The following is a 25,926-nucleotide window of genomic DNA, read 5'->3' as shown; positions in this document are numbered from 1 at the left end:
ACGACCTAAAGCTGGCCACGGTGCAGTCGTTACGGAACCGCAGTCGGTGGCGCCGAACATCCGCTCATCGGCATTACCGGACCTCGGTCGCCATCGCCATGATCGGTCCGCTCAACAGATCTGGAACACGTTCTCTTGGCAGATCACCTGCCGTTGGTGATTCCACCGGCCGCCAACGTGGTGATCCCACAACCGCCGGCAACGGGGCCTGCTCCTTCGCGGCAGCCAAGAGCGGCAGGGAGCGCGAAGTGACGGAGTGCCCGTCTCACAAGCCGGGGATCAAGTGCGGTCAGGCCTCACGAACACAAGCCTCCCCACCGAACCCTGTGCGGTCGGTCGTCGCGGAGAAACGCGGTCGCATCTCGCGAACAAAACCAGGTACATGTGGACAGCATGACCAACCGTGTTCCGTGGCAGGCCGACGCCTATCTTGACCTCGCCCGCCGGGCCTGTTTCGTCTGCGAACTTCTCGACGGCAACCCCGACTATCCGCATCACGTCGCGTACCGGGATGCCGACGCGGTGGTCTTCGCGAGTCGTTTCCCTTCCGTGCTCGGGCACTTTCTCGTTGCCCCGGTCGAGCATCGCGAGCACGCGATCGGCGACTTCACCGCCGATGAGTACCTGGCCATCCAGCGAGTGGTGCACCGCGCGGGCAGCGCGTTGAGCGTCCTGCTCACCGTCGAACGGCTCTACGTGCTGACTCTGGGCAGCCAGCAAGCCAACCGGCACGTCCACTGGCACCTCGCGCCTCTACCGCCGGGCGTCCCCTACGACCAGCAGCAGACCGCGGTGTTCGACCCCGCGCGCGGCTACTTGGACATCCCCGACGACGACCTGGCGAACCTCGCGCATCGGCTCGGCGAACGCATGACCCGCTGACCGCACCTGTCGTGTCCGCCTTGGCGGTGGGGCCTCTAGCGCGATTCGTCAGGCAGGCTCGCGCAACGTGACCTGACACCTGTTCGTGCCCACCTGACGAACTGCGTGCTTGTCCGCTGGCTATCGAGACCGGCACCGACTCCTACCGCCTGGCCCAAACGCGCGCTCGAGAGCGCGCCTCTCCGAGCTACCCGCGGCAGCGCATCGGCGCCTGCCGGTAAACCAGTGGCGTTCCTGCGAAGGAGCCTCATAGCTTGTGCGCTCGTGACCGATGATCCGAAGATGCCCCCGAACCGCTATGAAGTCGGCCGAGTGTTCAACGAAGTGCCGGAGCTCTATGACCGGGTCCGTCCCGGATACCCCGACGAGCTGTTCGCGGATCTCGGCGCCATCACCGGCATAGGCAAGAGGTCGTCAGTGCTGGAGGTGGGCTGCGGCACCGGTCAGGCAACGCGCTCCCTGGCAGCACTGGGATGCTCGGTGACCGCCATCGAGCCGGGCACGGACATGGCAGCGCTCGCTCGCAGGCGGATGGCCACCATGAGCAACGTCGACGTCGAGACCTCGACGTTTGAAGACTGGGACGATCGCGGCCGACGCTTCGATGCCCTCGTGGCTGCGTCGTCGTGGCATTGGGTCGACCCGTCGATTGGATGGCGGCGAGCGTATGAGGTACTTGATCACGGGGGCTGGATGGCGCTGCTCGGCAACGTCGTTGTCCGCAGGCCGGAAGAGCCGGAAGTTTACGCTGAGACCGCCGACCTCCATGAGCGGTTCTGTCCCGAGAGCCCAGGCTGGGGTCACCCGCCGTTGGAGGACGACGTGCGCACCACCAGCGAGGGTTGGGGGCTGGTCGACGATCCCGGAGGATTGTTCGGCCCGACGATTGTGCGCTGGTACCCAGCCGTTCAGTGGTTCACCGGGGATGGGTTTGCCGATCTGCTGCGCTCGACGTCGTTGTATCGGAGGCTGGATCGGGACGTCCGCGAGCCCCTGCTCGACGCCATCGCCCAGCGCATCCGCGAACGAATGGGCGACCGAGCATCACGCCGCTATCTGAGCGTCCTCCGTGTCGGACAGCGAGCCGCATAAAGCTAGGAGTGCTCATGGCGTTCCGGGACAATGCTCTGAGCGGAGCAGACCGTAGACGAGCACATCGACATACTCGCCGTGTTGGAATGACCTGCCGTGCATGACTCCTTCCCGGCGGAACCCCAGGCGTTCGAGGGCTTTCTGCTCGGCGAGGTTGCCGCCATTGGTGAGGGCTTCGATCCTGTTCGCAGTCGTGCGGCCGAACAGGTAGTCCACGAGCAGCCTCTGCGCCATCGTGCCCACCCCCTGTCCACGATGCTCGGGTAGCACCCCCACGCCGATCTCGTAGGTGACACCCGAGGGGAAGCCGCGGGGCTTCCAGGTGGCGATGCCGATAACCGTGTCGTCGGGCCGCGCGATCGCAACCGCCGCGGACTCGGCGGAGATGTACCCGTCGATCTCCCATCGCTTGCGGCGTGCCCTCGGATCACCGAATCCGGGCCACTCGAACTCGCCGAGCGCATCGGGATCCGTGCAGAGGCGGTCGAGAAAGGCGAGGTCGGCCTCGGTGAACGCCCTCAAGTGGACCTTGTCTGAGCGGTTCGCTGGAGTCATGGAGGCCAGTATCGCGCCCGGAACATCACCCGTCAGGCAGTGAGCACTTCCCAATCTTGTTGCGACAGGCTGGAGTTCGTCGGTTTCCAGGTACTGAATGTGGCGAAGCTCCTGATAGAGGAGTTCACGACCAAGATCACTCGCTCGACCAAAGCCTTGTCATGCATTGGCGCGCACGGCGATCGCTATGGCCTGCGCCGACATCGACCGAGCAGAAGAGCTCGCTCTGTCGATCACCCACCCCTAGCGCCGGGCCGAGGCCCTGCTCGAAGTGCTGAAAGTGGTGACCGCCTGAGTCAGCGCGGCAGTATCACCGGGTAGTCAAACGCGTGTGGCGGTCGGCAACTTGCACGACACCTGACCAGCCCGGCGCGCGGTCAGAACAACGTGTCGCGGATGTGCAGTGGCCGGTAGCCGGTGGGGCCGAGGTGGGCGAGTTCCCCGTCGATGTCGACCTCGATTGGGCCGAAGAAGTTGATGTCCTGGCTGTGGGCCGGGGGAGACGTGGGCCAGGAACTCGTCGTTGATGCGACGCCTGCGGCGCGCAGCTGCTCGGCGGCCAAGCTGTAGTAGTCCGTGGTCCAGGTGATGGCCGTGGTCGGGTTCATGCAGCCGAAGAGTCGGCTGAACTGGTCGAGCCTGGCAGTCAGGCGGTGGTCACCGATTGGCGGGCGTTCACCGCCGTGCCGGGTACCGCGCGGGAGCGGGTCGAGTGGGACGGGCGGGGTTCGGCTACGTCCACTGAGAACTCACCCTGAGCGGGTCGGCGAGACCGCCGGGTGGACCTAATCGACATTATGCGGTTGTCAACGCACTTTCTGGGCACGCATCGTGGAGATCAGAGCAGGTAGGGCTACGCCCAGAGCGATTGTTCGGATCAGCCCCGCGAGCGCGTAGGGCACCCGGATGCCGAAGGAGTGGGCGCTCAGGCCGCCGGTGAGCGTGCCAACGGGTATCAATCCCCAGCCCAGCAACTTGTAGATGCTGGTGACGCGTCCGAGCATTTCGGGAGGTACTAGCTGTTGGCGTAGCGTGGTCGTCACGACGTTCCACATGGTTGTGGCGAACCCGTTTACCGCGAGGAAGCAACCCAGAACGAGTGCGCTGGGGCTGAGCGCTACTCCCGCGAGGGCCAGGATATTTAGGGTCAGCCCGGATACCAGCGCGGGCAGTGAGCCTATGTGGTGAACGATGTGTGCGTTGACTACGCCGCCGAGGACACTTCCTGCCGCCGCGGCTGCCAGCAGAAGGCCGTAACCCCCGGCGGTGACCCCGAGGTCATCTGTGACGATGAGGACGAGAATCGCGTTGGCCATCTGCCCTGAGAACGAGTTGACACCAAGTAGTACGGCGAGGGTTCGCATGAGGCGATGGTGCTTGAGCCACTTCAGTCCAGATGTGATCGCCGTTCGCATCGGTGGTGCTTCGCTTTCGGGCGTGTCCTCTTTGGGCAGTCGCCTGAGAAGGGAGGCCGAGATCAGAAACGACACAGCGTTGATCCCGAACGGCAGGGCTGGGACTACAGCGAACAGGCTGCTGCCCACGGGAGGTCCGACAAATTGCTGGCCGGCTGTGATCATCGCTTGCTGGTTTCCGTTGGCTTTGTGCAGCGACGCCGTCGGAACGAGTCGCGGCAGGACAGCTTGTGCCGCGTTGCCGAACAGGACGTCGCAGGTTCCCAGTCCGAACGCCAGCGATGCCAGGACGACGATGCTGATTTGATCGCTTGCGACGAGTGTTGTCGTGACAGCCATGATCGTGGCGGCCACGAGCTGAGTGCGCCACATCAGGACCACCCGTTCACAGCGATCGATCAGTGCGCCCGCCGGCAGAGACACCAGTAACCAGGGCAAAAAGGCTGCGGTCGAGATTGCGGTGACCAGCCGGGGATCTCGAGACAGGCTGACAGCGAGCAGGGGTACTGCGGCGACGTAGGCGCCGGTTCCGACGTTGTCGATACCGGTCGCAAGGAATAGGCGCCAATACGATGCCGGTAGCCGACTCGTGTCCTTCTTCACGTGCATGTGATCAGCATGTGAGGGCCCGTACCGCGTCGCCAGCATTTAGCTGCTCGCTACATGAACTGGTGTCGTCAGAGCAGCCGTTCGCCGAGTTCTGTCGTGGTATAGAGCACGAGGCGGCCTGATGGTTCGCGCTCTACCAGGCCGCTTTCACGTAAAATCCGTAGATGCTGTGACACAGCGCTGGGTGTGACCGGCGGGCGCGCCTGGGGGCAGAAGATGAAGGGCATCGCGCGGGTCTACGACCACGTGACCCCGTTGATGCGCCGTCAGATCCTGCAAGCGCTCGAGACCCGGTGGATCGGCTCTCTGGTCGCGCTCACGCCGAGCGAGCGGACGAAGCTGGGGGAGTGGTTCCCGTACCTGCACGCCACTTTCCGTGATGGGCAGTTGGAGACCGCTCCGAGGGCCATCGCCATTTCATCGCCATTGAACGACTGAAGCCCCGCCCCTCCGAAGAGGAACAGGGCTTCAGTCCTGTGAAAACAGATGGTGCGCGATACTGGGATTGAACCAGTGACCTCTTCCGTGTCAGGGAAGCGCTCTCCCGCTGAGCTAATCGCGCGAGGTGGAGACGGGATTCGAACCCGTGTACACGGCTTTGCAGGCCGTTGCCTCGCCTCTCGGCCACTCCACCGTGTCAGGCCCGAGAAGGCCTTCCGAGCGGATGACGGGATTCGAACCCGCGACCCTCACCTTGGCAAGGTGATGCGCTACCAGCTGCGCTACATCCGCACATCCTCGGTCTGGTCGAAGATCAAAACCTCGCGGTTTTGTTCCTCGCCCCGTCGCCGTGGTGTGTGTGAACACTATCCGACCCCGAAAACGGCCCTGCAACCGGGGTGCCACTTGCTGTTCGCAAGCCCGTCATCAGGCCAGATCGTTGGGGATGAGGTGGGTCAGGGCGTCGTCGACATCGACCCAGAGGTGCTCGTTGCCCGGCAGCACGACGTCGTAGGTCCTGTCGAGGAAGTCGGCCAGCTCCTGAGCGGACGCCTCGAACATGGCGTGCCCGGAGGGCGAGTTCAGTTCGATGAGGACGGACTCGGGGTCTTCGACGGAGGGGCGGATGCGTACGTCGCCGTCGCCCGCGTCGGCCAGGAGGCCGTCCGCGAGGAGATCGCGCGCGTAGACCCACTCGACCCAGCCGGCGCGGCCGGTACGGAAGGCGGCGACGACCGCATAGGGGTCGCGTGTGTCGTATCGCAGTTCCACCTTGACCGGAACCGCGGGTGTCCGCGGCGCCAGGAGGTCGAACACCGCCGTCGAGCGGAGCGTCACGTGATCGTTGCGCATCGTCCTACCCTTCGTCTCCTTCCCGGCCCGGTCGAACCGAGTGGCGATGATGTGACGTATCGGCCGGGCGATCGGAACGCGGTTTTGCCGCAGATCACCCGGACGGGGTCATCGGACCCCGGATCCATCCTCCGTCACCCCATCATCACCCGCGCGACGCGCAGCCCTACATGCGCCCTGCAGGCAGTCCACATGTACATACTGCGCGGTTTAGTCGTCACGCGATAGCACCGTCGCACGAATGTCGAAACGCGTCGCGGGCGCCCCCCGGCCCCGACAACCCCGGCTAGCTCGTGGTTGTTCGCTCCGTATTTGCTGGTGAGCGGAGTGTGGTCAGCGCGAACCACCCGTTTGCAGGCCCCCTAAAGTCGTGAGGTAGAGTCTGCCGGACACCGCGAGCGGGCGATTAGCTCAGCGGGAGAGCGCTTCGTTCACACCGAAGAGGTCGCTGGTTCGATCCCAGTATCGCCCACCGGATGAAGGCCCTGGACCACTCGGTCCGGGGCCTTGATTCATTCTCGGACACTGTCGGCGGCGAGCCGTCCGGAGGCATCCGATCCCCAGGTCGGACGCGGGTTATGTGGGGACGGTACTTCTGCCGTCGCGGGCGGGTCCGCCGATGCGCCGAATCGCTCCGGAGTAAAGATGACGGCGGGGCGGCCAGGGTTCGAAGATCTCCGAAGGCGGTCTTCGCGACCGGTGTGGACATTCGCCGGAATCTTCGCGGAGCGCGTGGAAAGTGTCGAGTGGACCAGGTGTCGAGACAACATTGTGATCCTCCGCACTTCGCGCCTCGTGAGAAGGTCCAGACCACCGTCGAAGTGACGCGGAGCAGGGACGGCCGGCTCACCCGTCCGGCTCCGGCAGAGGGGGTGTCGTGATGCTGACGTGATGTGACGAAACGCCACTCCGGTGACCGATTGACAAGGTAGGTCGGCGCGACGTGAGCGCGCCTCGCCCGCCGTGGTGCCGCGAGGGCGCAAAATCCACTGTGGACCGGCGGGAGATCGACTTCGGCGAACCGTCCACTGTGGAGTTTTCGAGGCTGTTCGGCCGTTTGGGCGCGCGGTGCCCCGAGTGGCCGGGAAAGCCGGGAATTCGTGACTACTTTGCGTAGTTGTTCGGCGGATACGGTCTATTACGCATCGTCATCATCTTGTTATCAACACGGCATTCATTTGCCTGAAGCTCGCGCAGGGTGTGGCTCGAAATCCTTGTAACGATGGTCGGAGAGTGGCCGATACCTTGGCGTGTGTCGCCCCATCGGCCGCTGAGGAACAGTGAGAATCGATCACTCTTCGAAATCACTCTCATTTACTCAGCGTGTCGATCCGGCGTTCGGGAATCCCCACTCCGGGAGGTCTGATGGAAGAGTCGGTGCGGCCGTCGTCCACCGTTAACGGGACGCCGCAGCACATCGACCTTCAGTCGATCCCGCTTCCCCCGCAAAGGGACGCGGGCAGCGCGGCGGCGGTCGACAACACGTCGGCACGCCCGCCGTACGCGGCTTGGGAATCGCGCTACCGTGCTTGGGTCATCGGTAGTGACGTTTTCACCGCCTTCGCGCTCATCGTGATGAGCGCCTTCTTGATCGATCGATCCGATCCACACGACATGCACGCGCTCGGCACCGCCGCGGCCTTCTTGTTCGGGTTGTCGGTCTGTCGCGCCTGGAGTCCGCGAGTCCTCGGTGAGGGCGCGGAGGAGTATCGAACGCTGGGCCGGGGCTTGGTGGCCACGGCGGTCCTCGTCGCGCTGGGCGGCCTGCTCTTCGGCGCGCTCGCCGTGCAGCCATGGGTGTTCATCGTCGTCCCGATGATCTCGGTCTTCATGTTCCTGCAGCGGTACGCGCTGAGACAGGTGCTGCACCGGCGCAGGCGGCTCGGTGAATGCCTCTTGCCGGTGCTCGCGGCGGGAAGTCCCGACACGGTCGCCGATCTCATCGCCCGCACCAAGGCCGATCCCCATGTCGGCTGGCGGGTGGAAGCCGTCTGCACATACAGCGGCGCCGGCGCGGAGCGGGGGAGTGGCGAGGTGGAGGGCGTCCCGGTCGTCGGGAAGCTCGACGAACTCGCGGGCCACGTCCGCCGTGGCGGCTACCGGGTGGTCGCGGTGACCGCGGATCAGCACTGGAATCCGAAACGCCTGCAGCGGCTCGCCTGGGACCTCGAGGGGACCTCCGCCGAAATGGTGGTCGCCCCGATGCTGATGGAGGTGGCCGGTCCCCGGCTGAACGTCTCCGGGGTGCTCGGCATGCCACTGCTGCGGGTCAGCGCGCCGATGTTCACCGGCGGCCGCCGTCTGGTCAAGGAAGTGCTCGACCGGTTCGGCTCCGCCCTGCTCCTCACCCTGGTTTCCCCGGTGCTGCTGGCGATCGCGGTCGCCATCAAACTCGACGACCGCGGTCCGGTGATCTACCGGCAGCGCCGCGTCGGCCGTGACGGCCACACCTTCACGATGTTGAAGTTCCGCACGATGGTCACCAACGCCGACAAGCTCAAGCAGGACCTCCAGTCGGAGAACGAAGGTGCGGGGCCGCTGTTCAAAATGCGCAAGGATCCGCGGATCACGCGGGTCGGCGGCATGCTTCGCCGGTATTCGCTCGACGAACTGCCGCAGCTGTTCAACGTCGCGAGTGGACGCATGTCCCTCGTCGGACCTCGTCCGCCGTTGCCGGAGGAGACCGCGAAGTACGCTCCCGACGCGCGCCGTCGTCTGCTGGTCAAGCCGGGGCTGACAGGGCTTTGGCAGGTCAGTGGTCGCAGTGACCTCAGTTGGGCCGAGAGCGTCCGCCTCGACCTGCGTTACGTCGAGGACTGGTCCCTCGCTCTCGACCTGGTGATCCTCTGGAAGACCTTCCGGGCTGTGGTGCAGGGGCGTGGGGCTTACTGACCTGTCTCAGCATCGGCTCGACGGCCGTCGTTCCTCCGGGACGGCGGCCGTTCTTGTGAGCGACCGCACACGTAGAGGTAGTTGAACGAGAAATAGTTCAGCGCTCAACTAGGTTGAGGCGAGTACAAGGACGCGTACGGAAGGAAGAACCACCCATGACCACCAGCGTTGAGCCGACCGAAGCCTTGAACCTCCCGCAGGACGTTCAGGACCTGCTGTTCCGCGAGGCCCGCACCGCGAACAGCTTCAGCGACGAGCCGGTGACCGACGAGCAGATCCGCGCGATCTACGAACTGGTCAAGTGGGCCCCGACGTCGATGAACAACCAGCCGCTGCGCGCGCTGGTGATCCGCACCGAAGAGGGCAAGAAGCGCCTCTCCCCGCTGATGTCCGAGGGCAACCGCGCCAAGACCGAGACCGCGCCGGTGACCGTCGTACTCGCCGCCGACACCGAGTTCCACGAGCACCTCCCGCGGACGTTCCCGCACTTCCCCGGCGCCAAGGACCTGTTCGCCGACGAGGCGGGCCGCGTCGAGGTCGCCAAGCTCAACGCGCTGCTGCAGGTCGGCTACTTCATCATCGGCGTCCGCGCCGCCGGGCTGGCCGCCGGCCCGATGACCGGCTTCGACAACGACGGCGTCGACAAGGAGTTCTTCGCGGGCAAGCAGTGGAAGTCCCTCGTCGTGATCAACGTCGGCAAGCCGGGTGACAACCCCTGGTACGACCGCCTGCCGCGACTGGGCTTCGACGAGGTCGTCGAGACCGTCTGACCTCGTCGCTCGATACGCGAAGGCCTTCTTCCGATGGGAAGGAGGCCTTCGTGGTGTTAAGGGGTAATGCGCGTGAGCCCTGTCGTGGCTGACGACTAACATCACGGGAACCATCCGCTTTCACCGCGAGGAGTCCATCGTGTCCCAGCCGTCGTCAGTAGCAGCCGCAACCGCCTCGCGCGTGGTGGTACCGGCGGGCACTACGGCGGGCACAGCGGTCCGCGAAGCCGGGCTGCCGACCAAGGGACCGGACACGATCGTCGTCGTACGCGACGCCGAGGGCAACCTTCGCGATCTGTCCTGGGCTCCGGAGTCCGAGGTCGAGGTCGAGGCCGTCGCGGCGAACACCGACGACGGCCGCAGCGTCATCCGCCACTCGGCCGCCCACGTGCTCGCCCAGGCCGTGCAGCAGCAGTTCCCGCAGGCCAAGCTCGGCATCGGCCCGCCGGTGAAGGACGGCTTCTACTACGACTTCGCCGTCGACACCCCGTTCACCCCGGAAGACCTGCAAGCGCTGGAAAAGCGCATGAAGCAGATCGTGAAGGGTTCGCAGCAGTTCTCCCGCCGTGTCTTCGACTCCGTCGACGAGGCCAAGAAGGAACTGGCCGACGAGCCGTTCAAGCTCGAACTGGTCGACATCAAGTCCGATGTGGACACCTCCGAGATCATGGAGGTCGGCGGCGGCGAGCTGACCATCTACGACAACCTCGACCCGCGCACCAAGGAGCGCGTGTGGAGCGACCTCTGCCGTGGTCCGCACGTGCCGACCACCAAGTTCATCCCGGCGTTCAAGCTCACCCGCGTCGCCGCGGCGTACTGGCGCGGTGACGACAAGAACCCGCAGCTGCAGCGGATCTACGGCACCGCTTGGGAATCCGCCGAGGCGCAGGACGTCTACCTGGAGCGCCTCGCCGAGGCCGAGCGGCGCGACCACCGCAAGCTCGGTGTCGAGCTGGATCTCTTCTCCTTCCCCGACGAGATCGGCTCGGGCCTGCCGGTGTTCCATCCCAAGGGCGGGATCATCCGGCAGGAGATGGAGAACTACTCGCGCCAGCGGCACGTCGAGGCCGGGTACGACTTCGTCTACTCGCCGCACATCACCAAGGGCGCGCTCTTCGAGACCTCCGGGCACCTCGACTGGTATCGCGACGGCATGTACCCGGCGATGCACCTCGACGCCGAGCACAACGAGGACGGCACGGTCCGCAAGCCCGGCCAGGACTACTACCTCAAGCCGATGAACTGCCCGTTCCACGACTTGATCTTCCGCTCGCGCGGGCGTTCCTATCGGGAACTGCCGCTGCGGATGTTCGAGTTCGGCTCGGTGTACCGCTACGAGAAGTCCGGCGTGATCCACGGGCTGACCCGTGTGCGTGGCATGACGCAGGACGACGCGCACATCTTCTGCACCCTGGAGCAGGTCCCCGGTGAGCTGAAGTCCCTTTTGGACTTCGTGCTGAACCTGTTGCGCGACTACGGTCTCGACGACTTCTACCTCGAACTGTCCACTCGGAACGAAGAGAAGTACATCGGGTCCGAAGAGGTGTGGGCCGAGGCGACCGAGGTGCTGCGCACCGCCGCCGTGGACTCCGGGCTCGAGCTGGTGCCGGATCCGGGCGGCGCGGCGTTCTACGGGCCGAAGATCTCCGTCCAGGCGAAGGACGCGCTGGGCCGCACCTGGCAGATGTCGACCATCCAGCTGGACTTCATGCTGCCCGAGAAGTTCGAGCTCGAGTACACCGCGGGCGACGGCAGCCGTCAGCGTCCGGTGATGATCCACCGCGCGCTGTTCGGTTCGATCGAGCGGTTCTTCGGCGTGCTGACCGAGCACTACGCCGGCGCGTTCCCGGCGTGGCTTTCGCCGGTCCAGGTGGTCGGCATCCCGATCACCGAGGACCAGGTGGAGCACCTGCGCGGGGTCGAGAAGGCACTGCGGGCCAAGGGGATCCGGGCCAACGTCGACGCGGGTGACGACCGGATGCAGAAGAAGATCCGCACCCACACCACGCAGAAGGTGCCCTTCATGCTCCTGGCGGGCGCCAAGGACGTCGAGGCGGGCGCGGTGTCGTTCCGGTTCCGCGACGGCGGCCAGATCAACGGTGTCCCGGTGGCCGACGCGGTCGAGGCGATCGCCGGCTGGGTGCAGCGCCGTGAGAACTCCTCGCCGACCGTGGCGGGCTTGGAGGCGGTCCTCCGGTGACGGGCCCCGATGGCCCCGACGTCGTCGGACAGGACGGTGTCGGGGTTCCGGACGCTTTGCAGCGCCTGTGGACCCCGCATCGGCTCGCCTACGTCCAGGGGTCGAAAAGGCCCGACGAGGGCTGCCCGTTCTGTCGTCTTCCCGAGAAGAGCGACGAGGACGCGCTGATCCTCGCGCGGGGGAAGACGGTGTACGCGGTGTTGAACCTGTACCCGTACAACCCCGGCCACCTGATGGCCGTGCCGTATCGCCATGTCGCGGACTACACGGACCTGACGGCGGAAGAGACCGTCGAGGTGGCGGAGTTCACCCAGCGCGCGATGCGGGTGATCCGGGAGGTTTCCTCGGCGCACGGGTTCAACATCGGGATGAACCAGGGCGTGATCGCGGGCGCGGGGATCGCCGCTCATCTGCACCAGCACGTGGTCCCACGATGGGGCGGCGACGCGAACTTCATGCCGGTGATCGGGCACACGAAGGTGCTGCCGCAGTTGCTGGGGGAGACGCGGCAGCTCCTGGCGGATGCCTGGTAGGCCGGCGGTAAGTACGTGAAGGCCCCCTTCCTTGCGCTAGGCGCAAGGAAGGGGGCCTTCACGTACTTGGGGAGGGTGTGAAGGTCGAGCTTCTTCGGCTGAGCCGCGTGAAGGAGGCCTTCACGCGCGGCCGCTGTGACTGTTGGTGCCTCTGGGGCGAAAGTGGCGACTGTGGCGATCGCAAAGTCCGTGAAGGCCTCCTTCGCCACCTTGAGGGTAGGCAAGGGGCCCTTCACGGACCGGACCCACGAACCAAAGGACGCCTAAGTACATGAAGGACGCCTTCACGCCGCGTCGAGGCGCGACTCAGGCGTTGAGCGCGGCCTGCAGCTCGATGTCGATCTTGACCTTCTCGGACAGGAAGGCGTTGCCCTCCGGGCCGATGCCGAAGTCGCGGCGGTTCACGGTGGCGGTGGCCGAGACGCCGAGGGTGGTGGCGTTGTCGTTGGCCGGGTTGGTGCCGATGCCGTTGAACTCGGCTTCGAGCGAGACCGGGACGCTCTTGCCGCGCCAGGTGAGCTCGCCGTCGATGACGTAGTCGCCGCCGTCCTCGCGGATGCCGGTCGAGCGGAAGGTGATGACCGGGTGCTCGTCGACGTGGAAGAAGTCTTCGGACTTGAGGTGCGTGTCACGCCCGTCGACACCGCTGGCGACCGACGAGGCGTCGATCTCGACGGTGACCGAGGAGTCGAGAATGTTGTCGGCGGTGACGACCTCGCCGGTGAAGGCGGTGAAGTTGCCGCGGGACTTCGCCAGGCCGAGGTGCTTCACGGTGTAGGCGATGTCCGAGTGGGCGGTGTCGACGGTCCACTTGCCTGCGACGTAGCCCGGGATTTCGGTGGTGGTCATGAAGTCGATCTCCAAAAAGTCTCTGGTCTGGCCGTGGTGAACCCTCGTCTGGTTGAGCGCTCAACCACGACTGTAGCGCAGTTTGGTTGAGCGTTCAACCAGGGGTAGAATGGGTGACATGTCCGAACCCCGATGGCTCTCCGACGAGGAGCAAAAAGTCTGGCGCGACTTCTCCGCGGCCACGCGGATGCTGCAAGCGCATCTGGAGGGCCAGCTCCAGCACGAGGCGGGCATGCCCCACACCTACTACGAGGTACTCGTCGCCCTGTCCGAAGCGCCCGGCCGCCGTCTGCGGATGAGCGAGCTCGCCGACGCGCGCAAGGCGTCGCGCAGCAGGCTCTCGCACGCGGTCGCGCGGCTCGAGGCCAACGGCTGGGTGCACCGCGAGTCCTGTCCCACCGACAAACGCGGTTCCTGGGCGGTGCTCACCGCCGAAGGTTTCGCCGCGCTGGAGAAGGCCGCGCCCGGGCACGTCGAGGCCGTCCGCGAGAGCCTTTTCGACCCGCTGACCCCCGAACAGGTGAAGGCGCTCGGCGAGATCAGCGCCGCCGTCCTGGGGCGGCTGTCGCCGAAATGCGCCGCCGCGGAGGCGGAACTGGCGCTGCGGGAAGGCAATCTCGCCGACTTCGAAGAGAGGGCCGAACTGGCCAAAGCGGACTGAGCCGAAGCCGGTCCAGGGCGGGCACGACGACGGGTGTCGGTGCGGGTGGATAGGCTTCGGACGCCCAACCGACCCTGCTGCTTAGGTGCACCTGAAGAACCGATGCTCAACATTTTCGCGCGCGCCTCCGTTTCCCGCGTCACCGACCCCATGGGGAAGGTGCTCGTGCGCGCCGGTCTGACCCCGAACGCGATGACCGTCATCGGCACGGCCGGGGCGGTGCTCTGCGCGCTCGTGTTCTTCCCGAACGACATGCTGCTGTGGGGCACCTTCACCGTCTGGGGCTTCGCGATGCTGGACCTGCTCGACGGCGCGATGGCTCGCGCCCGCGGGTACGGCACGGCGTTCGGGGCGGTACTCGACGCGACCTGCGACAGACTGGTCGACGGCGCGTTGTTCGCCGCGATCGCGTGGTGGTGCTTCGTCCACGACGACAACCGCCCGGCCGCGGCCGCCGCTCTCATCTGCCTGGTGCTCGCGCAGGTCATCTCGTACGTCAAGGCCCGCGCCGAGGCTTCCGGCCTGGAGGCGGACGGCGGTCTCGTGGAGCGGGCGGAACGGCTGATCATCGCCCTGGTGGGAACCGGACTGCACGGTCTGGGCGTTCCGTACACCGTGGACATCACGCTTTGGCTGCTCGCGGTGCTCTCGGTGATCACCCTTCTGCAGCGGACGGCCGCGGTGGCCAAGGCGGCGAGGGCCGCCAAGGCGGCCGGGCCACCCGCCACGGAAGGCGGGTCATGAGCGGCTTCTCGCAGCGGCTGGGTGACTTCGGCTACGCGGCGGGCTGGCGGCTCGCGCGCTGGCTGCCGGAGCAGGTCGGCTCGGTGACCTTCGGCCTCGGTGCCGACCTGGCGGTCCGGCGGGACGGCGGCGGGGTGCGCCAGTTGCGGAGCAATCTCGCCAGGGTCGTGCCGCAGGCCGACGGCGTCGAACTCGACGAACTCACCCGCCGCGCGATGCGTTCGTACGCGCGCTACTGGCACGAGATGTTCCGGCTGCCCTCGATGGACCACAAGGAGGTCAGCCGCAAGGTCGCCCAGTCGATCACCGGGGTCGAGAACCTGGACGCCGCCCTCGCCGAGGGCAACGGCGCGGTGATGGCGCTGCCGCACAGCGGCAACTGGGACGCGGCGGGCGTATGGCTCGCGGACTACCTCGGCGGCTTCACCACGGTCGCGGAGCGGCTGAAGCCCGAGTCGCTGTACCAGCGGTTCGTGTCCTATCGGGAATCTCTCGGTTTCGAGATCGTGCCGCTCACCGGCGACAGTTCCGCGATGCGCGTGCTGCTCAAACGGCTGCGGGAGAACAAGGCGATCTGCCTGGTGGGGGACAGGGACCTGACGAACTCCGGGGTACCGGTCAAATTCTTCGGCGAGCAGACCCGGATGCCGGGCGGCCCTGCCCGGCTGGCCGCCACCACCGGTGCCGCGCTGATCCCGGCGGGCTGCTGGTTCACCGAGGACGGCTGGCAGATCCGGCTGCACCCGCGGATCCGGGTCACGAACCGGTCCGAGGTCCCGGCGGCCACCCAGGCGCTGGCGGACATCTTCGCGGGTGACATCGCCGCGCATCCGGCCGACTGGCACATGATGCAGAAGTTCTGGCTCTCCGACTTCGAAGCCGGGGAACAAGCCGCCCTCGGCGAAGCGAGTTGAGCCGATGGCTCAGGCACGGGTCATGAAGATCGGGATCGTCTGCCCGTACTCGTTCGACGTGCCGGGCGGCGTACAAGGGCACGTCATCGACCTCGCGAAGGCGCTTCTCGCGCGCGGGCACGAGGTCTCGGTGCTCGCCCCGGCGGACGAGGACTCCGACGTCCCGGATTTCGTCGTCCCCGCGGGCAAAGCGCTCGGCATCCCGTACAACGGCTCGGTCGCGCGGCTGCAGTTCGGCCCGGTGTCCTACTCCCGCGTGCGAAGGTGGATCCGCGACGGCGACTTCGACGTCCTCCACCTCCACGAGCCCGCGGCTCCGAGTCTCTCCCTGCTGGCGCTGAAGGTCGCGGACGGCCCGATCGTGGCGACCTTCCACACCGCGACGACCCGTTCGCGCACCCTGGCGGCGTTCCAGCCGGTGCTGCGGCCGCTGCTGGAGAAGATCACCGCCCGGATAGCGGTGTCGGCGCTGGCCCGCCGGGTCCAGGTCGAGCACGCCGGCGGTGACGCGGTCGAGGTGCCCAACGGTGTCGACGTCGATTTCTTCTCCCGCGCGCTCCCACTGGACGGATATCCGCGGGCGGGCGGCACCATCGGGTTCGTCGGGCGGTACACCGAGCCCCGCAAGGGGATGGGTGTCCTGCTGGAGGCGTTGCGGATGCTGCTGCCGGAATTCGAGGAGCTGCGGATGCTGGTCGTCGGCCGCGGCGACGCCGATCAGCTCCGGCGCGACGCCGGGCCGGAGCTGGCGCCGCATATCGATCTGCTCGGCCAGGTCGACGACGAGACGAAGGCGCGGGCGCTGCGCAGCGTCGACGTCTACTGCGCGCCGAACACGGGCGGCGAGAGTTTCGGCATGATCCTCACCGAGGCGATGGCGGCCGGAACCCCGGTGCTGGCGAGCGGGCTGGACTCGTTCCGCCGGGTCCTCGACGACGGCAAGGCCGGAATGCTGACCGAAACCGGCGACGCGGCGGCGCTGGCCGACGGATTGCGTGAGCTGCTCGGCGATCCCGCACAGCGCGCGTCGCTGGCGGCGGCCGCGGGGGAGCGGGTCGCGATGTTCGACTGGTCCGTCGTCACCACGCAGGTGCTGCGGGTGTACGAGACGGCGATCGCCGCCGATCCCCGGCGGGTCGGCGCCGGGGAACGCGAGTTCAGCCGATGACGACCTGGTTGTGGACAGGCGGCCTGGCGGCCGTGATCGTCGTGCTGGGCGGGCTTTTCCTGCTCGCGACGGCGAACCGGCTGGACCGGCTGCACGTCCGCACGGACGCGGGCTGGGCGGCTCTCGACGCCGCCCTCGCGCGGCGCGCCGTCGTCGCCAGGGCGGCCGCCGCGATCCTGGGCGACGAGGAGTTGCGCGGGCTGGCCGAGCGCGCCGAGCAGGCGAAGAGGCCGGATCGCGAAGCCGAGGAGAGCGAACTGACACTGCGGCTGGCCGCCGTCGACCGCGCGACCCTGCCACCGCCGCTGGCCGAGGAACTGACCGATGCCGAGCACCGCGTCGTCATCGCGCGGCGGGTGCACAATGACGCCGTCCGGGACACGCTGCATCTGCGCCGTCGCCGGAAGGTCCGGTACTTCGGCCTCGCCGGTACCGCCCGGCTCCCGGAATACTTCGAAATCGCCGAGCCCGACCTTTAGGAGGATCCATGACCGAGCGGGTACTGGTCGCCGTTTTCGCGACGCCGGTGGCGTCCTTCCTCCTGCGCTACGGCAAGGATCTCGGCTACAAGACGGTGTTGTTCGAGCCGGACGGCGCACGCGCGACAGACGTCGAGCCCGGCTTCGAGGCCGTCTCGACGGTGCCGGAACTCGGAGCGGACGCCGACGTGGTCGTCACCGATCACGACCGGCCCGAGCTCGGCGAGGCGCTCGCGGCCGTGCTGGACCGTCCGGCCCGGTGGGTCGGCGTGCTGGGCAACCCGCGCCACGCCGGGCCGCATGTGGCCGCGCTCGAGGCACTGGGCGTTCCGGCGTCCGAGATCGCCCGCGTGCATCGCCCGGTGGGGCTGAACATCGGCTCCCGCACGCCGCCCGAAATCGCCGTCGCCACCCTGGCCGGTCTGCTGGCCGATCGGAACGGACGGCCGGGCGGCTTCGCGTTTCAGTAGGCCACCGCTCCTTCCGGCATCGGCTCGAATCGGGCGTGCTTACGCGTGAAGGTCGCCGTGCCCGAAGTCAGCGAACGCAGGTCGATCGCGTAGCGCAGTAGTTCCGCCGCGGGCACCTCGGCGCGGATGACCGTGCGGCCGCCTTCAGCCGATTCGGTGCCGAGAACGCGACCCCGCCGGGACGAGAGGTCACCCAGCACGGTGCCCAGGTGCTCGTCCGGAAGCCGCACCGCCACCTCTTCGAGCGGTTCGAGCAACGCGATCTTCCCGGCCGCGGCGGCTTCCTTCAGCGCGAGCGCGCCCGCGGTCTGGAACGCGGCGTCCGACGAGTCGACGCTGTGCGCCTTGCCGTCGACGAGTGTCACCCGGATGTCGATCAGCGGATGGCCGTCGACCAGTCCCCGCTGAGCCTGTGCCCGGACTCCCTTTTCGACGCTGGGGATGAACTGGTGCGGCACCGAACCGCCGACGACCTTGTCCACGAACTCGAAACCCGAACCCCTCGGCAGCGGCTGGACTTCGATGTCGCAGACGGCGAATTGGCCGTGGCCGCCGGACTGCTTGACATGCCGCCCGTGCCCGCGGCCCGGCCCGGCGAAGGTCGACCGCAGGCTGATGCGGACGGGTTCGGTGTCCACGTCGGCGCCTCCCGCGCGCAGCCGCGAAAGCACGACGTCCGCGTGGGCCTCGCCCATGCACCACAGCACGAGCTGGTTCGTCTCGGCGTTGCGGTCCAGCCGCAGTGTCGGATCGCCCGCGACGAGCCGGGAAAGGTTGCGCGCCAACGTGTCCTCGTCGCTGCGCGTCTTCGCGATGACGGCGACCGGCAGCAGCGGTTCCGGCATCGTCCACGGTTTCATGATCAGCGGGTCTTCGGGGGAGGAGACGGTGTCGCCCGTCTCGGCCGAGCCGACCTTGGTGAGCGCGCAGAGGTCGCCCGCGACGCAGTACGGGACTTCGCGCAGGTTCGCGCCGAGCGGCGAGTACAGATGCGCGACCCGTTCGTCGGCGTCGTGATCCTCGTGGCCGCGTTCGGCGAGACCGTGGCCCGAGACGTGCACCGGGCGTTCCGGGCGAAGCGTCCCGGAGAACACCCGCACCAGCGACACCCGGCCGACGTAGGAGTCGACGGCGGTCCGGACCACCTCGGCGGCCAGCGGGCCGTCGGGATCGGCGCGGAGACTCGCGTGCGGCTCCCCGGTGGGCGAGGTGACCTCCGGCGGGACGTGTTCGAGCGGCGAAGGGAAGGCGCGCACGATCCCGTCGAGGATTTCGGCGAGCCCGACCCCGGTCGTCGCGCACACCGGGATCACCGGATGGAAGGACCCGCGGGCGACGGCGGTCTCGAGGTCGGCGATCAGCGTGTCCTCGGGGATCTCCTCACCGGAGAGATACCGGTCCATCAACGACTCGTCTTCGCTCTCGGCGATGACCCCTTCGATCAGTTCGTTGCGGGCCTCGGTCATCCGGGCGAGATCGGCCTCGTCCGGTTCGCCGACCTCGGGCGGGAAGCCTCGCGAATAGTCGAAGTAGCGGCGGGTGATGAGCCCGACGAGCCCGTCGCGAGCGGGCAGGTACAGCGGCAGCACGCCGGCACCGAAGGCCGCCTGGCAGGCAGCGATCTCGCCTTCGGGGTCGGCGCGGTGATGGTCGAGCCGGGAGACGACCACCGCCCTCGGCATCCCGACGGCCGCGCATTCCTCCCAGACCGCGATCGTGGCCGCGTCGACGCCTTCCGCCGCGCAGACCACGAACAGCGCCGCGTCGGCGGCGCGGAGCCCGGCCCGCAGCTCGCCGACGAAATCCGCGTACCCGGGGGTGTCGATGAGGTTGATCTTGTGGTTCTGGTGCAGCACCGGCGCGACCGAGAGGCCGACCGACCGTTGCTGCCGGACCGCGGCGGGATCGTGGTCGCACACCGTGGTGCCCTCCACGACCGAGCCTGCCCGCGTCACCGTGCCGGACGCGGCGAGCAGTGCTTCGGCGAGTGTCGTCTTGCCGGATCCCGACGGGCCGACCAGGACGACGTTGCGCACTTTCGCCGGGTCGTCCACAGCGACGGCGGCCCCGGAGTCTCCGTTCTTGCTCTGTTTCTCGGCCATGCCGGTCTCCTCACCACACGACGCCGCGAACAGTGTGTCCTCGATCACACACCCGCGAGCGCCGTCGCGGCAAGGAGACCGGCGAGGGAACCCCCGAATGTCGACCCGGCGCTATGCTCGATGGAGGACACCAGGAGGCGAATCCGAACCGGATCCGATGGTGGGGGATGAGCGATGGAGCTCGACAGACGGACGGTGTTGCGGCTGGCAGGTGCGGTCCCGGTGCTGGCGGCGGTGCCCGCGGCGATACCGGGGCACGGTGGCGGGGACGAATGGGAACGGCTGCGAGCCCGGTTGACGGGCACCCTGTTCCGGCCCGGTGAACCCGGGTACGACGAAGCCCGGCTCGGGTTCTTCTCGCTCTACGACCATCGGCTGCCCGCCGGGATCGCGGTATGTGCGAACGAGGACGACGTCCGGCGCTGTGTCGATTTCGCCGCGCGGCACCAGGTGCCGATCGCGGCGCGCTCGGGCGGGCACAGCTACGCCGGTTACTCCATAGTGGACAGAGGGCTCGTCGTCGATCTGTCCCGCCTGTCCACCGTCGGGATCCGGCCTGGCGGCCGCGCGGCGATCGGGGCGGGCGCTCAGCTCGGCCAGGTGTACGAGGCCCTGGCGGCGGCGGGCCGCGCGTTGCCCGCGGGCAGCTGCCCGACGGTCGGCATCGCCGGGCTGACACTCGGCGGCGGGATCGGTGTCTTGGGCCGTAAGTACGGACTGACCTGCGACAATCTGGAATCCGTGCGTTTCGTCGGCGCGGACGGGAAACTGCGTCACGTGTCGGAGGAGACCGCGCCGGACCTGCTCTGGGCGTTGCGCGGCGGTGGCGGCGGCAACTTCGGCATCGTCACTTCGTTCACCTTCCGCACGGCGGCGGCCAGGACACTGACGAACTTCGGGCTGACCTTCCCGCCCGCCGTGCTGGCCGATCTGGTCGCGGCCTGGCAGGAGTGGCAGCCCGCGATGCCGGACGAACTGTGGTCGGGGATGGGTCTCGGTGCGGAGGCCGTGAACTGCGGTGGCTGTTTCGTGGGCCGCGCCGCGCAGCTGAACCCGCTGATCGACGACCTCGTCCGGCGCGTCGGCACCCAGCCGCTCACGCGGGACGTGAGCGAGCAGGGGCATCTGGCGACCATGCGTGCCTTCGCCGAGGAGGCCAATTTCCCCGCCGCGGCGGCGCAGCGGGGCGAGTACGTCTCCACTTCGCGGATGCTGACGCGTCGGGTGGCGGATCCCGATGCGCTGGCGTCGCTCCTGACCAGCGACCCCGCGCTGTACTCGATCGTCGACTCGTACGGCGGAGCGATCGCGCGGGTGTCGTCGCGCGAGTCGTGCTTCCCGCACCGGTCCGCGCTCGGCAGCATCCAGATCACCCGCGGCCTGGCCGGTGGCGAGGCACATGCGCGTCAGGTGATCGGGCGGGTCCGGGACGAGCTCGGCCGGGAATTCGGGCAGGCCGGGTACGTGAACTACATCGACCCTGAGATGCCGGACTGGGCGAAGGCGTACTACGGCGACAGCCTGCCGAGGCTGCGCCGGGTGGCGCGCAAGTACGACCCGGACGGCCTGTTCGCCTTCGAGCAGGGCCTGGCCCGCTAACCCCCTTCGCGTTTAGTCCTCTGGATGCGGTAGTTGCGCGGGCAACTACCGCATCCAGAGGACTGAATGCGCCCTAGATCACCCAGTGGACTGCTGAAATCGCCGCGAACTGGCCTGCTTCAGAGGTCCAAAGGCGGCTTACGCTCGGAAGCGTCATCCCACCTCGTGCGCTTTCCGAAAGGTCCAGCAGTGTCTGACGACTCCACGAACACGGCCACCACCTCGCTCACCGGCACCGCCCGGGTCAAGCGCGGGATGGCGGAGATGCTCAAGGGCGGTGTGATCATGGACGTGGTCACCGCCGAGCAGGCGAAGATCGCCGAAGACGCCGGCGCCGTCGCGGTGATGGCGCTCGAGCGGGTCCCCGCGGACATCCGCGCCCAGGGCGGTGTCGCCCGGATGAGCGACCCGGACCTGATCGACGGCATCATCGAGACCGTCTCGATCCCCGTGATGGCGAAGGCCCGCATCGGCCACTTCGTCGAGGCTCAGCTGCTGCAGTCGCTCGGCGTCGACTACATCGACGAGTCCGAGGTGCTGACCCCGGCCGACTACGAGAACCACATCGACAAGTGGGCTTTCACCGTGCCCTTCGTCTGTGGTGCGACCAACCTCGGCGAGGCGCTGCGCCGGATCAACGAGGGCGCGGCGATGATCCGTTCCAAGGGCGAGGCCGGCACCGGCGACGTCTCGAACGCGACCACGCACATGCGCAAGATCCGCGCCGAGCTGCGCCGCCTTTCCTCGCTGCCCGAGGACGAGCTTTACGTTGCGGCGAAGGAACTCCAGGCGCCGTACGACCTCGTCAAGGAGGTCGCGGAGAAGGGCAAGCTGCCCGTCGTGCTGTTCACCGCGGGCGGTATCGCGACCCCGGCCGACGCCGCGATGATGATGCAGCTCGGCGCCGAGGGCGTGTTCGTCGGCTCCGGCATCTTCAAGTCCGGCAACCCCGCGCAGCGCGCCGAGGCGATCGTCAAGGCCACCACGTTCTACGACGACCCGGACGTCATCGCGAAGGTTTCGCGCGGTCTCGGCGAGGCCATGGTCGGCATCAACGTCGACGACGTGCCCGAGCCTCACCGTCTTTCCGAGCGCGGCTGGTAGCAGCCGAGGGTGTGTTCGAACCCTATAGGCGGTGTCGTCACCGTCTATAGGGTTTCGGCATGAATCAGCCGATCCGGTTCGCCGACCGCAACTTCAAGCTCGCCGTCGTCCAGGAGCTGATGTACAACCAGGAACTCCTGCCGAGGTTCAGCCTGCGGGAGTACGCCGCCGAGCAGGGTTTCACCTTCGACGGCGGGAGCGTCGAGGCGGTACCCGAGGCCCTGGCCTACTTCGACGCGTTCGAGGTTCCCGCCGAGCTCGCGGACAAGGTCACCGAGATCGAGATGGACGGCGGCAACGAGATCTACCTGGAGATCGCGCCGAACTGGGATGGCGAGGACGGACTGTTCGACGTCGACGAGTTCGCCGACGTCGAGCACTTTCCCAATCTGAAGTCGATGACACTGCTCTACACGGGCGACGACGAGGCTCTGGAGACGTTGCGGACGCGAGGCATCGAGGCGGACTGGCTGTGACCCGGGCGACCCCTTACGGCTCTCGAGCAGGGAGCGAGCGAGGGTAAGGGGTCGATCCGCCGCTGTACGTAGGTGATCACCCGATGCCCAAGGCTGCCCCTCAGGACGAATCTGGTCATTACCGAACGAGGTAGTGAGTTCCTGAGGGGAAACGATGATGAACAGCAACGACGTTCTGCTCGCCGAGGTACTGGCCGAGGTGGACTACCGGACCGAGCAGATGCTGAAGGCCGGTCGTAGCGTGTGGGTCGAGCGAGCCCGCCGGGCGGGCAGGAGGATCCGCGCCCACCGTGCCGAACGCGTCCGCGCCTGAGGAGTGACCCGGGCTCTGGCCGGGAAGCGACCGATCAGCCCGTGGGCTTCAGGGCATCGACGGCGTAGCGGCCGGTGGTCCAGGCGATGGCCCGGCCGAACTGGTCGAAGATGGTCGGGTTGACGTTGTCGAGGGTGTCGCAGGACTGGTGGTAGCAGTGGTCGAGCATTTCTCCCGCCGTCCCGCCGAACAGCGGCACCCACTCCGCCGGTTTGAGGGTTTCCGCGCCCGCGTTGACACCTCCGGCGGGAATGCCCGCCTTGATGAACGGGGAATGGTCCGAACGGTCGTCGAGTTCGAGCCCGACGGTGGGAAGGTTCCGTCCCGCGAAGTAGTCGCCGATGGTCTTGGTGATCTGTTTCGATCCTTCAGGCGCGGGGCCTCCGGGCGTCTGCCCGTTGTAGACCTGGCGCGCGAAGTTCGGTGAGCCGATCATCTCGAGGTTCAGGTACAGGCCGGTTTCGGCCCGCTGTTCGGGGCTGAGCCGATCGACGTAGTACTGGGACCCGACGAGACCTTTCTCCTCGGCGTCCCACCAGGCGAATCGGACCCGGTTCTTGATCTTGCCCGCATGCGGGGCGAGCTGCCGCGCGATCTCCAGTTGCATCGCGGCGGCCGCGGCGTTGTCGTTCATTCCGGGCGTGGTGTCGACACTGTCGAGATGGGAGCCGACGACGACCGTGTCGGCCTCGGCCCCGGTAGGAGTGTCCGCGATGAGGTTGTATCCCTTGGTGGTGATCTGCCTGCTCCGCAGATCCAGGTGAAGTGAGACTTCGCCCTTGGCCGCGTCGGCCCTCAGCTGTTGGGCTTCCGCCCGGGTGAGGGTGGCGGTGGGAATACGCGCGTCGGCGGGCGGCACGATCCGATGCCGGATGTTCATGGTGGGATTGGTGTAGTTCACGTTCATCACCACGGCGGCCGCACCGGCGTCGGCGGCGATGACCTGCTTGAGGGAAGTGGCACAGCCTCCGGCGTCGACGAGCACGATCTTGCCGGTGACGTCGCCGCCGGTGTAGTCCTCCGGCGTGCATCCGGTCGCCCGTCCCGCCGGTTCGGCGAGCACGGCGGAGACGCCGGCTTCGGTGGTGGAGACGGAGAAGTAGGCCAGCAGCGGATGCAGTGCCCTGTTGACCGGGGCCGTTTCGGTCGCCTTCTCCGCGACCATTTCGTAGTCCGGGAAAGTGAACTCCTGGCGCCGCACGCGGTAACCGGCTTCGGTCAGGGTCTTGGTCACGTATCCGGCGGCCGCGTCGTATCCCGGGGAACCGGAGACGCGGTTGCCACCGTGCGCGTGAGTCGCTTCGGAGATCGCCTTCAAGTGGTGCCATGCCTTGGTTCCGGTCACCTCGGAGGCCAGTGCTTTCGCCAGCCACCAGGGATCGGACGCGGACGCGGGTGAGGCCGTTGTCAGCAGGACGGCGCCGACGGCGAGCGAGGACAGAATCCGACGGGGGTTCATGGGGATCGTTTCCTCCCAGCGGAGTGTGGAGACGGTGGGCGGCCGCCGCGGATCACCGCGGGGAAGTGGCCGAGGCAGGTGATGCGGTCGCGCGGGTGCGCAGGGTGGAGCGCAGGAGCAACGAGAACGCCGCGGCGGCAGCGGCCGCGATCGCGGCCGCCAGGAAGGTCGTGGTGTGGTCACCTTCGTTCCAGGTCACGAGTTGTCCGGCGACAGCCGTGCCGATGCCGTTGCCCACCCACATGAAGGTGCTCATCCACGCGAACGCCTCGGTCCGTTGCCGGGGCGGAGCGACGTCGCCGAGCACGATCTGGTGCAGCGTGTCGCGGGGGCCACTGACCAGGCCCACGGCGAGCAAGGCCACGCCCGCCAGGACGAGTCCGGGCGCGACCCCGGTGGCGACGAGCAGTACCGCGGACGCGGCGTGGAACATGACGAGCTGGCGGCGAGGGCGGGCCTCGCGACGGCGCATGCCGTATCCGAGCGCGCTGACCACCGCGCCGACCGAGTAGGCGCCGAGCAGTACGCCGGACAGGCCGGGATTCCCGCCCGACGCGGCCGCGGCGGACACCCCGACGACGACGCAGCCGAACGCCAGCATGTCGAAGGCGGTGATCCCCAGCAGCACCCGGACGTGCCCATCGGCGAGGGGGCCGAGAGCCCGCCGGGATCGGGACACCTCACCAGGCGGTTCGGCGCTCGCCCGTGTTCGCGGCGTCGGAACCGTCAGCAGGGTCAGCACACCGAGAACCGTGCACGCCCCTGCCACCGCCACGGCGGCGACGGGGGAGGCGAGCGCGACGAGCGCCGAGACCAGCAGCGTCCCGGTCACCACCATGACCTCGTTGAGCACCGCGTCCAAGGCGTAGGCGGTCCGGGTGTGTTCGGCGGGAACGATCGCGGGCCACGTGGACCGGATGACCGGCGCCGACGGTGGTGTGCTCGCCCCCAAGGCGACTGCGGCGGCCACGAGTACCCACGCGGGGGCCTGCTGCGTCATGCCGATCACCGCCGCCGCGTAGGCGATGGCGTGGACGGCGAGCACTCCCAGCAGAACCGGACGGGGGTGGAACCGGTCCACCAATCGTCCGGACAGGGGCACGCAGACCGCGAGAGCGAGGGAGAATCCCGTCAAGGCCACGCCGCCGACCGCGTAGGAGCCGTGTGTGGAGACGATGGCCAGCAGCATGCTGAGATTGAGGATCGGTGCGGCCAGCCTGCTCGCGATCAGCGCCAGGACCAACCGTGGCACACCACGGAACCCGAACAAATGCCGATACGCGCGCATCCGACCCCCAGCTCATCTTCGTCAATCGAATTACCGACGACTCCCTCGATGCTAGTGGC

The 25,926-nt window shown here is 67.6% G+C and carries 26 protein-coding genes and 4 tRNA genes; 18 read left to right on the top strand and 12 right to left on the bottom strand.

Features of this window, described 5'->3' with window-relative positions:
- Positions 1-393 precede the first annotated feature (393 nt).
- Both HDA45_RS02915 and HDA45_RS02910 read left to right on the top strand, forming a co-directional pair.
- Entirely contained in the window at positions 394-882 is a 489-nt protein-coding gene (locus tag HDA45_RS02915) for an HIT family protein (protein ID WP_184891754.1), read from the top strand.
- 264 nt (positions 883-1,146) lie between these two features.
- Entirely contained in the window at positions 1,147-1,974 is an 828-nt protein-coding gene (locus HDA45_RS02910) for a methyltransferase domain-containing protein (protein WP_221470997.1), read from the top strand.
- A gap of 12 nt (positions 1,975-1,986) precedes the next feature.
- Here the strand turns inward: HDA45_RS02910 and HDA45_RS02905 are convergent, their stop codons facing one another.
- The 4 genes from HDA45_RS02905 to HDA45_RS02890 form a co-directional block, all read right to left on the bottom strand.
- On the bottom strand, positions 1,987-2,529 hold the full coding sequence (locus HDA45_RS02905; RefSeq protein WP_246480587.1) for a GNAT family N-acetyltransferase: 543 nt from the start codon (positions 2,527-2,529) through the stop codon (positions 1,987-1,989).
- Positions 2,530-2,906: 377 nt separating this feature from the next.
- Positions 2,907-3,137: a hypothetical protein gene (locus tag HDA45_RS02900; RefSeq protein WP_184891753.1), complete on the bottom strand. Its 231-nt coding sequence runs from the start codon at positions 3,135-3,137 to the stop codon at positions 2,907-2,909.
- Positions 3,138-3,335: 198 nt separating this feature from the next.
- Positions 3,336-4,553: an MFS transporter gene (locus tag HDA45_RS02895; RefSeq protein ID WP_184891752.1), complete on the bottom strand. Its 1,218-nt coding sequence runs from the start codon at positions 4,551-4,553 to the stop codon at positions 3,336-3,338.
- A gap of 68 nt (positions 4,554-4,621) precedes the next feature.
- A complete protein-coding gene (locus HDA45_RS02890; protein WP_221470996.1) occupies positions 4,622-4,780 on the bottom strand; it encodes an ArsR/SmtB family transcription factor in 159 nt (52 codons plus the stop codon).
- Between HDA45_RS02890 and HDA45_RS02885 the strand changes: the two genes are divergently transcribed.
- Positions 4,740-4,991 (top strand): hypothetical protein, encoded by a 252-nt coding sequence (locus HDA45_RS02885; protein WP_246481703.1) that lies wholly within the window; start codon positions 4,740-4,742, stop codon positions 4,989-4,991. The genes HDA45_RS02890 and HDA45_RS02885 overlap by 41 nt on opposite strands.
- 49 nt (positions 4,992-5,040) lie before the next feature.
- Here HDA45_RS02885 and HDA45_RS02880 read toward each other — a convergent pair.
- From HDA45_RS02880 to HDA45_RS02865, 4 genes are all read right to left on the bottom strand, one after another.
- Positions 5,041-5,115: transfer RNA gene (locus HDA45_RS02880), tRNA-Val, on the bottom strand.
- 1 nt (position 5,116) lies between these two features.
- Positions 5,117-5,187, bottom strand: a tRNA-Cys gene (locus HDA45_RS02875).
- Positions 5,188-5,212: 25 nt separating this feature from the next.
- Positions 5,213-5,285: transfer RNA gene (locus HDA45_RS02870), tRNA-Gly, on the bottom strand.
- 135 nt (positions 5,286-5,420) lie between these two features.
- Positions 5,421-5,846, bottom strand: a complete 426-nt coding sequence (locus HDA45_RS02865; RefSeq protein ID WP_005159130.1) for an SsgA family sporulation/cell division regulator — start codon at positions 5,844-5,846, stop codon at positions 5,421-5,423.
- A gap of 400 nt (positions 5,847-6,246) precedes the next feature.
- Between HDA45_RS02865 and HDA45_RS02860 the strand changes: the two genes are divergently transcribed.
- The 5 genes from HDA45_RS02860 (at position 6,247) to HDA45_RS02840 (ending at position 12,241) form a co-directional block, all read left to right on the top strand.
- Positions 6,247-6,318 (top strand) — tRNA-Val (locus HDA45_RS02860).
- An 893-nt stretch (positions 6,319-7,211) separates the two neighbouring features.
- Positions 7,212-8,738 (top strand): sugar transferase, encoded by a 1,527-nt coding sequence (locus HDA45_RS02855; RefSeq protein WP_184891751.1) that lies wholly within the window; start codon positions 7,212-7,214, stop codon positions 8,736-8,738.
- A gap of 155 nt (positions 8,739-8,893) precedes the next feature.
- Positions 8,894-9,508 carry a malonic semialdehyde reductase gene (locus tag HDA45_RS02850; protein ID WP_184891750.1) on the top strand — a complete coding sequence of 205 codons (615 nt, stop codon included), beginning with the start codon at positions 8,894-8,896 and terminating at the stop codon, positions 9,506-9,508.
- Between the two features lie 139 nt (positions 9,509-9,647).
- A complete protein-coding gene (gene thrS / locus HDA45_RS02845; protein ID WP_184891749.1) occupies positions 9,648-11,708 on the top strand; it encodes a threonine--tRNA ligase in 2,061 nt (686 codons plus the stop codon).
- Positions 11,705-12,241 (top strand): HIT domain-containing protein, encoded by a 537-nt coding sequence (locus HDA45_RS02840; RefSeq protein ID WP_184891748.1) that lies wholly within the window; start codon positions 11,705-11,707, stop codon positions 12,239-12,241. The genes thrS and HDA45_RS02840 overlap by 4 nt, the downstream gene beginning before the upstream one ends.
- A gap of 306 nt (positions 12,242-12,547) precedes the next feature.
- On the opposite strand, the gene HDA45_RS02835 is transcribed toward HDA45_RS02840, so the two are convergent.
- Positions 12,548-13,090, bottom strand: a complete 543-nt coding sequence (locus HDA45_RS02835; protein WP_184891747.1) for a YceI family protein — start codon at positions 13,088-13,090, stop codon at positions 12,548-12,550.
- Between the two features lie 118 nt (positions 13,091-13,208).
- Between HDA45_RS02835 and HDA45_RS02830 the strand changes: the two genes are divergently transcribed.
- From HDA45_RS02830 to HDA45_RS02805, 6 genes are all read left to right on the top strand, one after another.
- The gene (locus HDA45_RS02830; protein WP_184891746.1) at positions 13,209-13,751 is read left to right on the top strand and encodes a MarR family winged helix-turn-helix transcriptional regulator; all 543 of its coding nucleotides are present in this window, start codon (positions 13,209-13,211) and stop codon (positions 13,749-13,751) included.
- Positions 13,752-13,853: 102 nt separating this feature from the next.
- The gene (gene pgsA, locus HDA45_RS02825) at positions 13,854-14,495 is read left to right on the top strand and encodes a phosphatidylinositol phosphate synthase (RefSeq protein WP_101607335.1); all 642 of its coding nucleotides are present in this window, start codon (positions 13,854-13,856) and stop codon (positions 14,493-14,495) included.
- On the top strand, positions 14,492-15,409 hold the full coding sequence (locus HDA45_RS02820) for a phosphatidylinositol mannoside acyltransferase (protein ID WP_184891745.1): 918 nt from the start codon (positions 14,492-14,494) through the stop codon (positions 15,407-15,409). The genes pgsA and HDA45_RS02820 overlap by 4 nt, the downstream gene beginning before the upstream one ends.
- 22 nt (positions 15,410-15,431) lie before the next feature.
- Positions 15,432-16,577, top strand: a complete 1,146-nt coding sequence (locus HDA45_RS02815) for a glycosyltransferase family 4 protein (protein WP_184905229.1) — start codon at positions 15,432-15,434, stop codon at positions 16,575-16,577.
- Entirely contained in the window at positions 16,574-17,056 is a 483-nt protein-coding gene (locus HDA45_RS02810) for an NUDIX hydrolase (RefSeq protein ID WP_184891744.1), read from the top strand. The genes HDA45_RS02815 and HDA45_RS02810 overlap by 4 nt, the downstream gene beginning before the upstream one ends.
- Positions 17,057-17,064: 8 nt before the next feature.
- Positions 17,065-17,526 carry an XdhC family protein gene (locus tag HDA45_RS02805; RefSeq protein ID WP_184891743.1) on the top strand — a complete coding sequence of 154 codons (462 nt, stop codon included), beginning with the start codon at positions 17,065-17,067 and terminating at the stop codon, positions 17,524-17,526.
- Here HDA45_RS02805 and HDA45_RS02800 read toward each other — a convergent pair.
- Positions 17,520-19,628, bottom strand: coding sequence for an elongation factor G-like protein EF-G2 (locus HDA45_RS02800; RefSeq protein ID WP_184891742.1), 2,109 nt, complete (start codon positions 19,626-19,628; stop codon positions 17,520-17,522). The genes HDA45_RS02805 and HDA45_RS02800 overlap by 7 nt on opposite strands.
- 174 nt (positions 19,629-19,802) lie before the next feature.
- Here HDA45_RS02800 and HDA45_RS02795 point away from each other — a divergent pair, with 174 nt between their 5' ends.
- The 4 genes from HDA45_RS02795 to HDA45_RS02780 all read left to right on the top strand — a co-directional run bounded on the left by HDA45_RS02795 (position 19,803) and on the right by HDA45_RS02780 (position 23,120).
- Complete coding sequence (locus HDA45_RS02795; RefSeq protein WP_184891741.1) at positions 19,803-21,227, top strand: FAD-binding oxidoreductase; 1,425 nt, start codon at positions 19,803-19,805, stop codon at positions 21,225-21,227.
- 189 nt (positions 21,228-21,416) lie between these two features.
- Positions 21,417-22,331, top strand: a complete 915-nt coding sequence (gene pdxS / locus HDA45_RS02790; protein WP_076161791.1) for a pyridoxal 5'-phosphate synthase lyase subunit PdxS — start codon at positions 21,417-21,419, stop codon at positions 22,329-22,331.
- Between the two features lie 59 nt (positions 22,332-22,390).
- On the top strand, positions 22,391-22,807 hold the full coding sequence (locus tag HDA45_RS02785; RefSeq protein ID WP_184891740.1) for a DUF6892 domain-containing protein: 417 nt from the start codon (positions 22,391-22,393) through the stop codon (positions 22,805-22,807).
- A 154-nt stretch (positions 22,808-22,961) separates the two neighbouring features.
- A complete protein-coding gene (locus tag HDA45_RS02780; RefSeq protein ID WP_184906579.1) occupies positions 22,962-23,120 on the top strand; it encodes a hypothetical protein in 159 nt (52 codons plus the stop codon).
- A gap of 34 nt (positions 23,121-23,154) precedes the next feature.
- On the opposite strand, the gene HDA45_RS02775 is transcribed toward HDA45_RS02780, so the two are convergent.
- The gene (locus HDA45_RS02775) at positions 23,155-24,579 is read right to left on the bottom strand and encodes a M28 family peptidase (protein WP_184891739.1); all 1,425 of its coding nucleotides are present in this window, start codon (positions 24,577-24,579) and stop codon (positions 23,155-23,157) included.
- 52 nt (positions 24,580-24,631) lie between these two features.
- Positions 24,632-25,831, bottom strand: a complete 1,200-nt coding sequence (locus HDA45_RS02770) for an MFS transporter (protein ID WP_184891738.1) — start codon at positions 25,829-25,831, stop codon at positions 24,632-24,634.
- Between the last annotated feature and the right edge of the window lie 95 nt (positions 25,832-25,926).

Source organism: Amycolatopsis umgeniensis (genome assembly GCF_014205155.1).
GTDB lineage: Bacteria > Actinomycetota > Actinomycetes > Mycobacteriales > Pseudonocardiaceae > Amycolatopsis > Amycolatopsis umgeniensis.
This window is presented reverse-complemented; position numbering and strand designations above follow the sequence as displayed.

What these genes read in the sequence shown, in the direction of transcription:
- HDA45_RS02800 (WP_184891742.1), bottom strand. Translation starts at nt 19,628, where the DNA reads ATGGCCGAGAAACAGAGCAAGAACGGAGACTCCGGGGCCGCCGTCGCT.
- HDA45_RS02820 (WP_184891745.1), top strand. Translation starts at nt 14,492, where the DNA reads ATGAGCGGCTTCTCGCAGCGGCTGGGTGACTTCGGCTACGCGGCGGGC.
- HDA45_RS02850 (WP_184891750.1), top strand. Translation starts at nt 8,894, where the DNA reads ATGACCACCAGCGTTGAGCCGACCGAAGCCTTGAACCTCCCGCAGGAC.
- HDA45_RS02830 (WP_184891746.1), top strand. Translation starts at nt 13,209, where the DNA reads ATGTCCGAACCCCGATGGCTCTCCGACGAGGAGCAAAAAGTCTGGCGC.
- HDA45_RS02915 (WP_184891754.1), top strand. Translation starts at nt 394, where the DNA reads ATGACCAACCGTGTTCCGTGGCAGGCCGACGCCTATCTTGACCTCGCC.
- HDA45_RS02865 (WP_005159130.1), bottom strand. Translation starts at nt 5,846, where the DNA reads ATGCGCAACGATCACGTGACGCTCCGCTCGACGGCGGTGTTCGACCTC.
- HDA45_RS02835 (WP_184891747.1), bottom strand. Translation starts at nt 13,090, where the DNA reads ATGACCACCACCGAAATCCCGGGCTACGTCGCAGGCAAGTGGACCGTC.
- HDA45_RS02900 (WP_184891753.1), bottom strand. Translation starts at nt 3,137, where the DNA reads ATGAACCCGACCACGGCCATCACCTGGACCACGGACTACTACAGCTTG.
- HDA45_RS02785 (WP_184891740.1), top strand. Translation starts at nt 22,391, where the DNA reads ATGAATCAGCCGATCCGGTTCGCCGACCGCAACTTCAAGCTCGCCGTC.
- pgsA (WP_101607335.1), top strand. Translation starts at nt 13,854, where the DNA reads ATGCTCAACATTTTCGCGCGCGCCTCCGTTTCCCGCGTCACCGACCCC.
- HDA45_RS02855 (WP_184891751.1), top strand. Translation starts at nt 7,212, where the DNA reads ATGGAAGAGTCGGTGCGGCCGTCGTCCACCGTTAACGGGACGCCGCAG.
- HDA45_RS02795 (WP_184891741.1), top strand. Translation starts at nt 19,803, where the DNA reads ATGGAGCTCGACAGACGGACGGTGTTGCGGCTGGCAGGTGCGGTCCCG.
- HDA45_RS02815 (WP_184905229.1), top strand. Translation starts at nt 15,432, where the DNA reads ATGAAGATCGGGATCGTCTGCCCGTACTCGTTCGACGTGCCGGGCGGC.
- HDA45_RS02905 (WP_246480587.1), bottom strand. Translation starts at nt 2,529, where the DNA reads ATGACTCCAGCGAACCGCTCAGACAAGGTCCACTTGAGGGCGTTCACC.
- HDA45_RS02775 (WP_184891739.1), bottom strand. Translation starts at nt 24,579, where the DNA reads ATGAACCCCCGTCGGATTCTGTCCTCGCTCGCCGTCGGCGCCGTCCTG.
- HDA45_RS02810 (WP_184891744.1), top strand. Translation starts at nt 16,574, where the DNA reads ATGACGACCTGGTTGTGGACAGGCGGCCTGGCGGCCGTGATCGTCGTG.
- HDA45_RS02895 (WP_184891752.1), bottom strand. Translation starts at nt 4,553, where the DNA reads ATGCACGTGAAGAAGGACACGAGTCGGCTACCGGCATCGTATTGGCGC.
- HDA45_RS02890 (WP_221470996.1), bottom strand. Translation starts at nt 4,780, where the DNA reads ATGCCCTTCATCTTCTGCCCCCAGGCGCGCCCGCCGGTCACACCCAGC.
- HDA45_RS02780 (WP_184906579.1), top strand. Translation starts at nt 22,962, where the DNA reads ATGATGAACAGCAACGACGTTCTGCTCGCCGAGGTACTGGCCGAGGTG.
- HDA45_RS02805 (WP_184891743.1), top strand. Translation starts at nt 17,065, where the DNA reads ATGACCGAGCGGGTACTGGTCGCCGTTTTCGCGACGCCGGTGGCGTCC.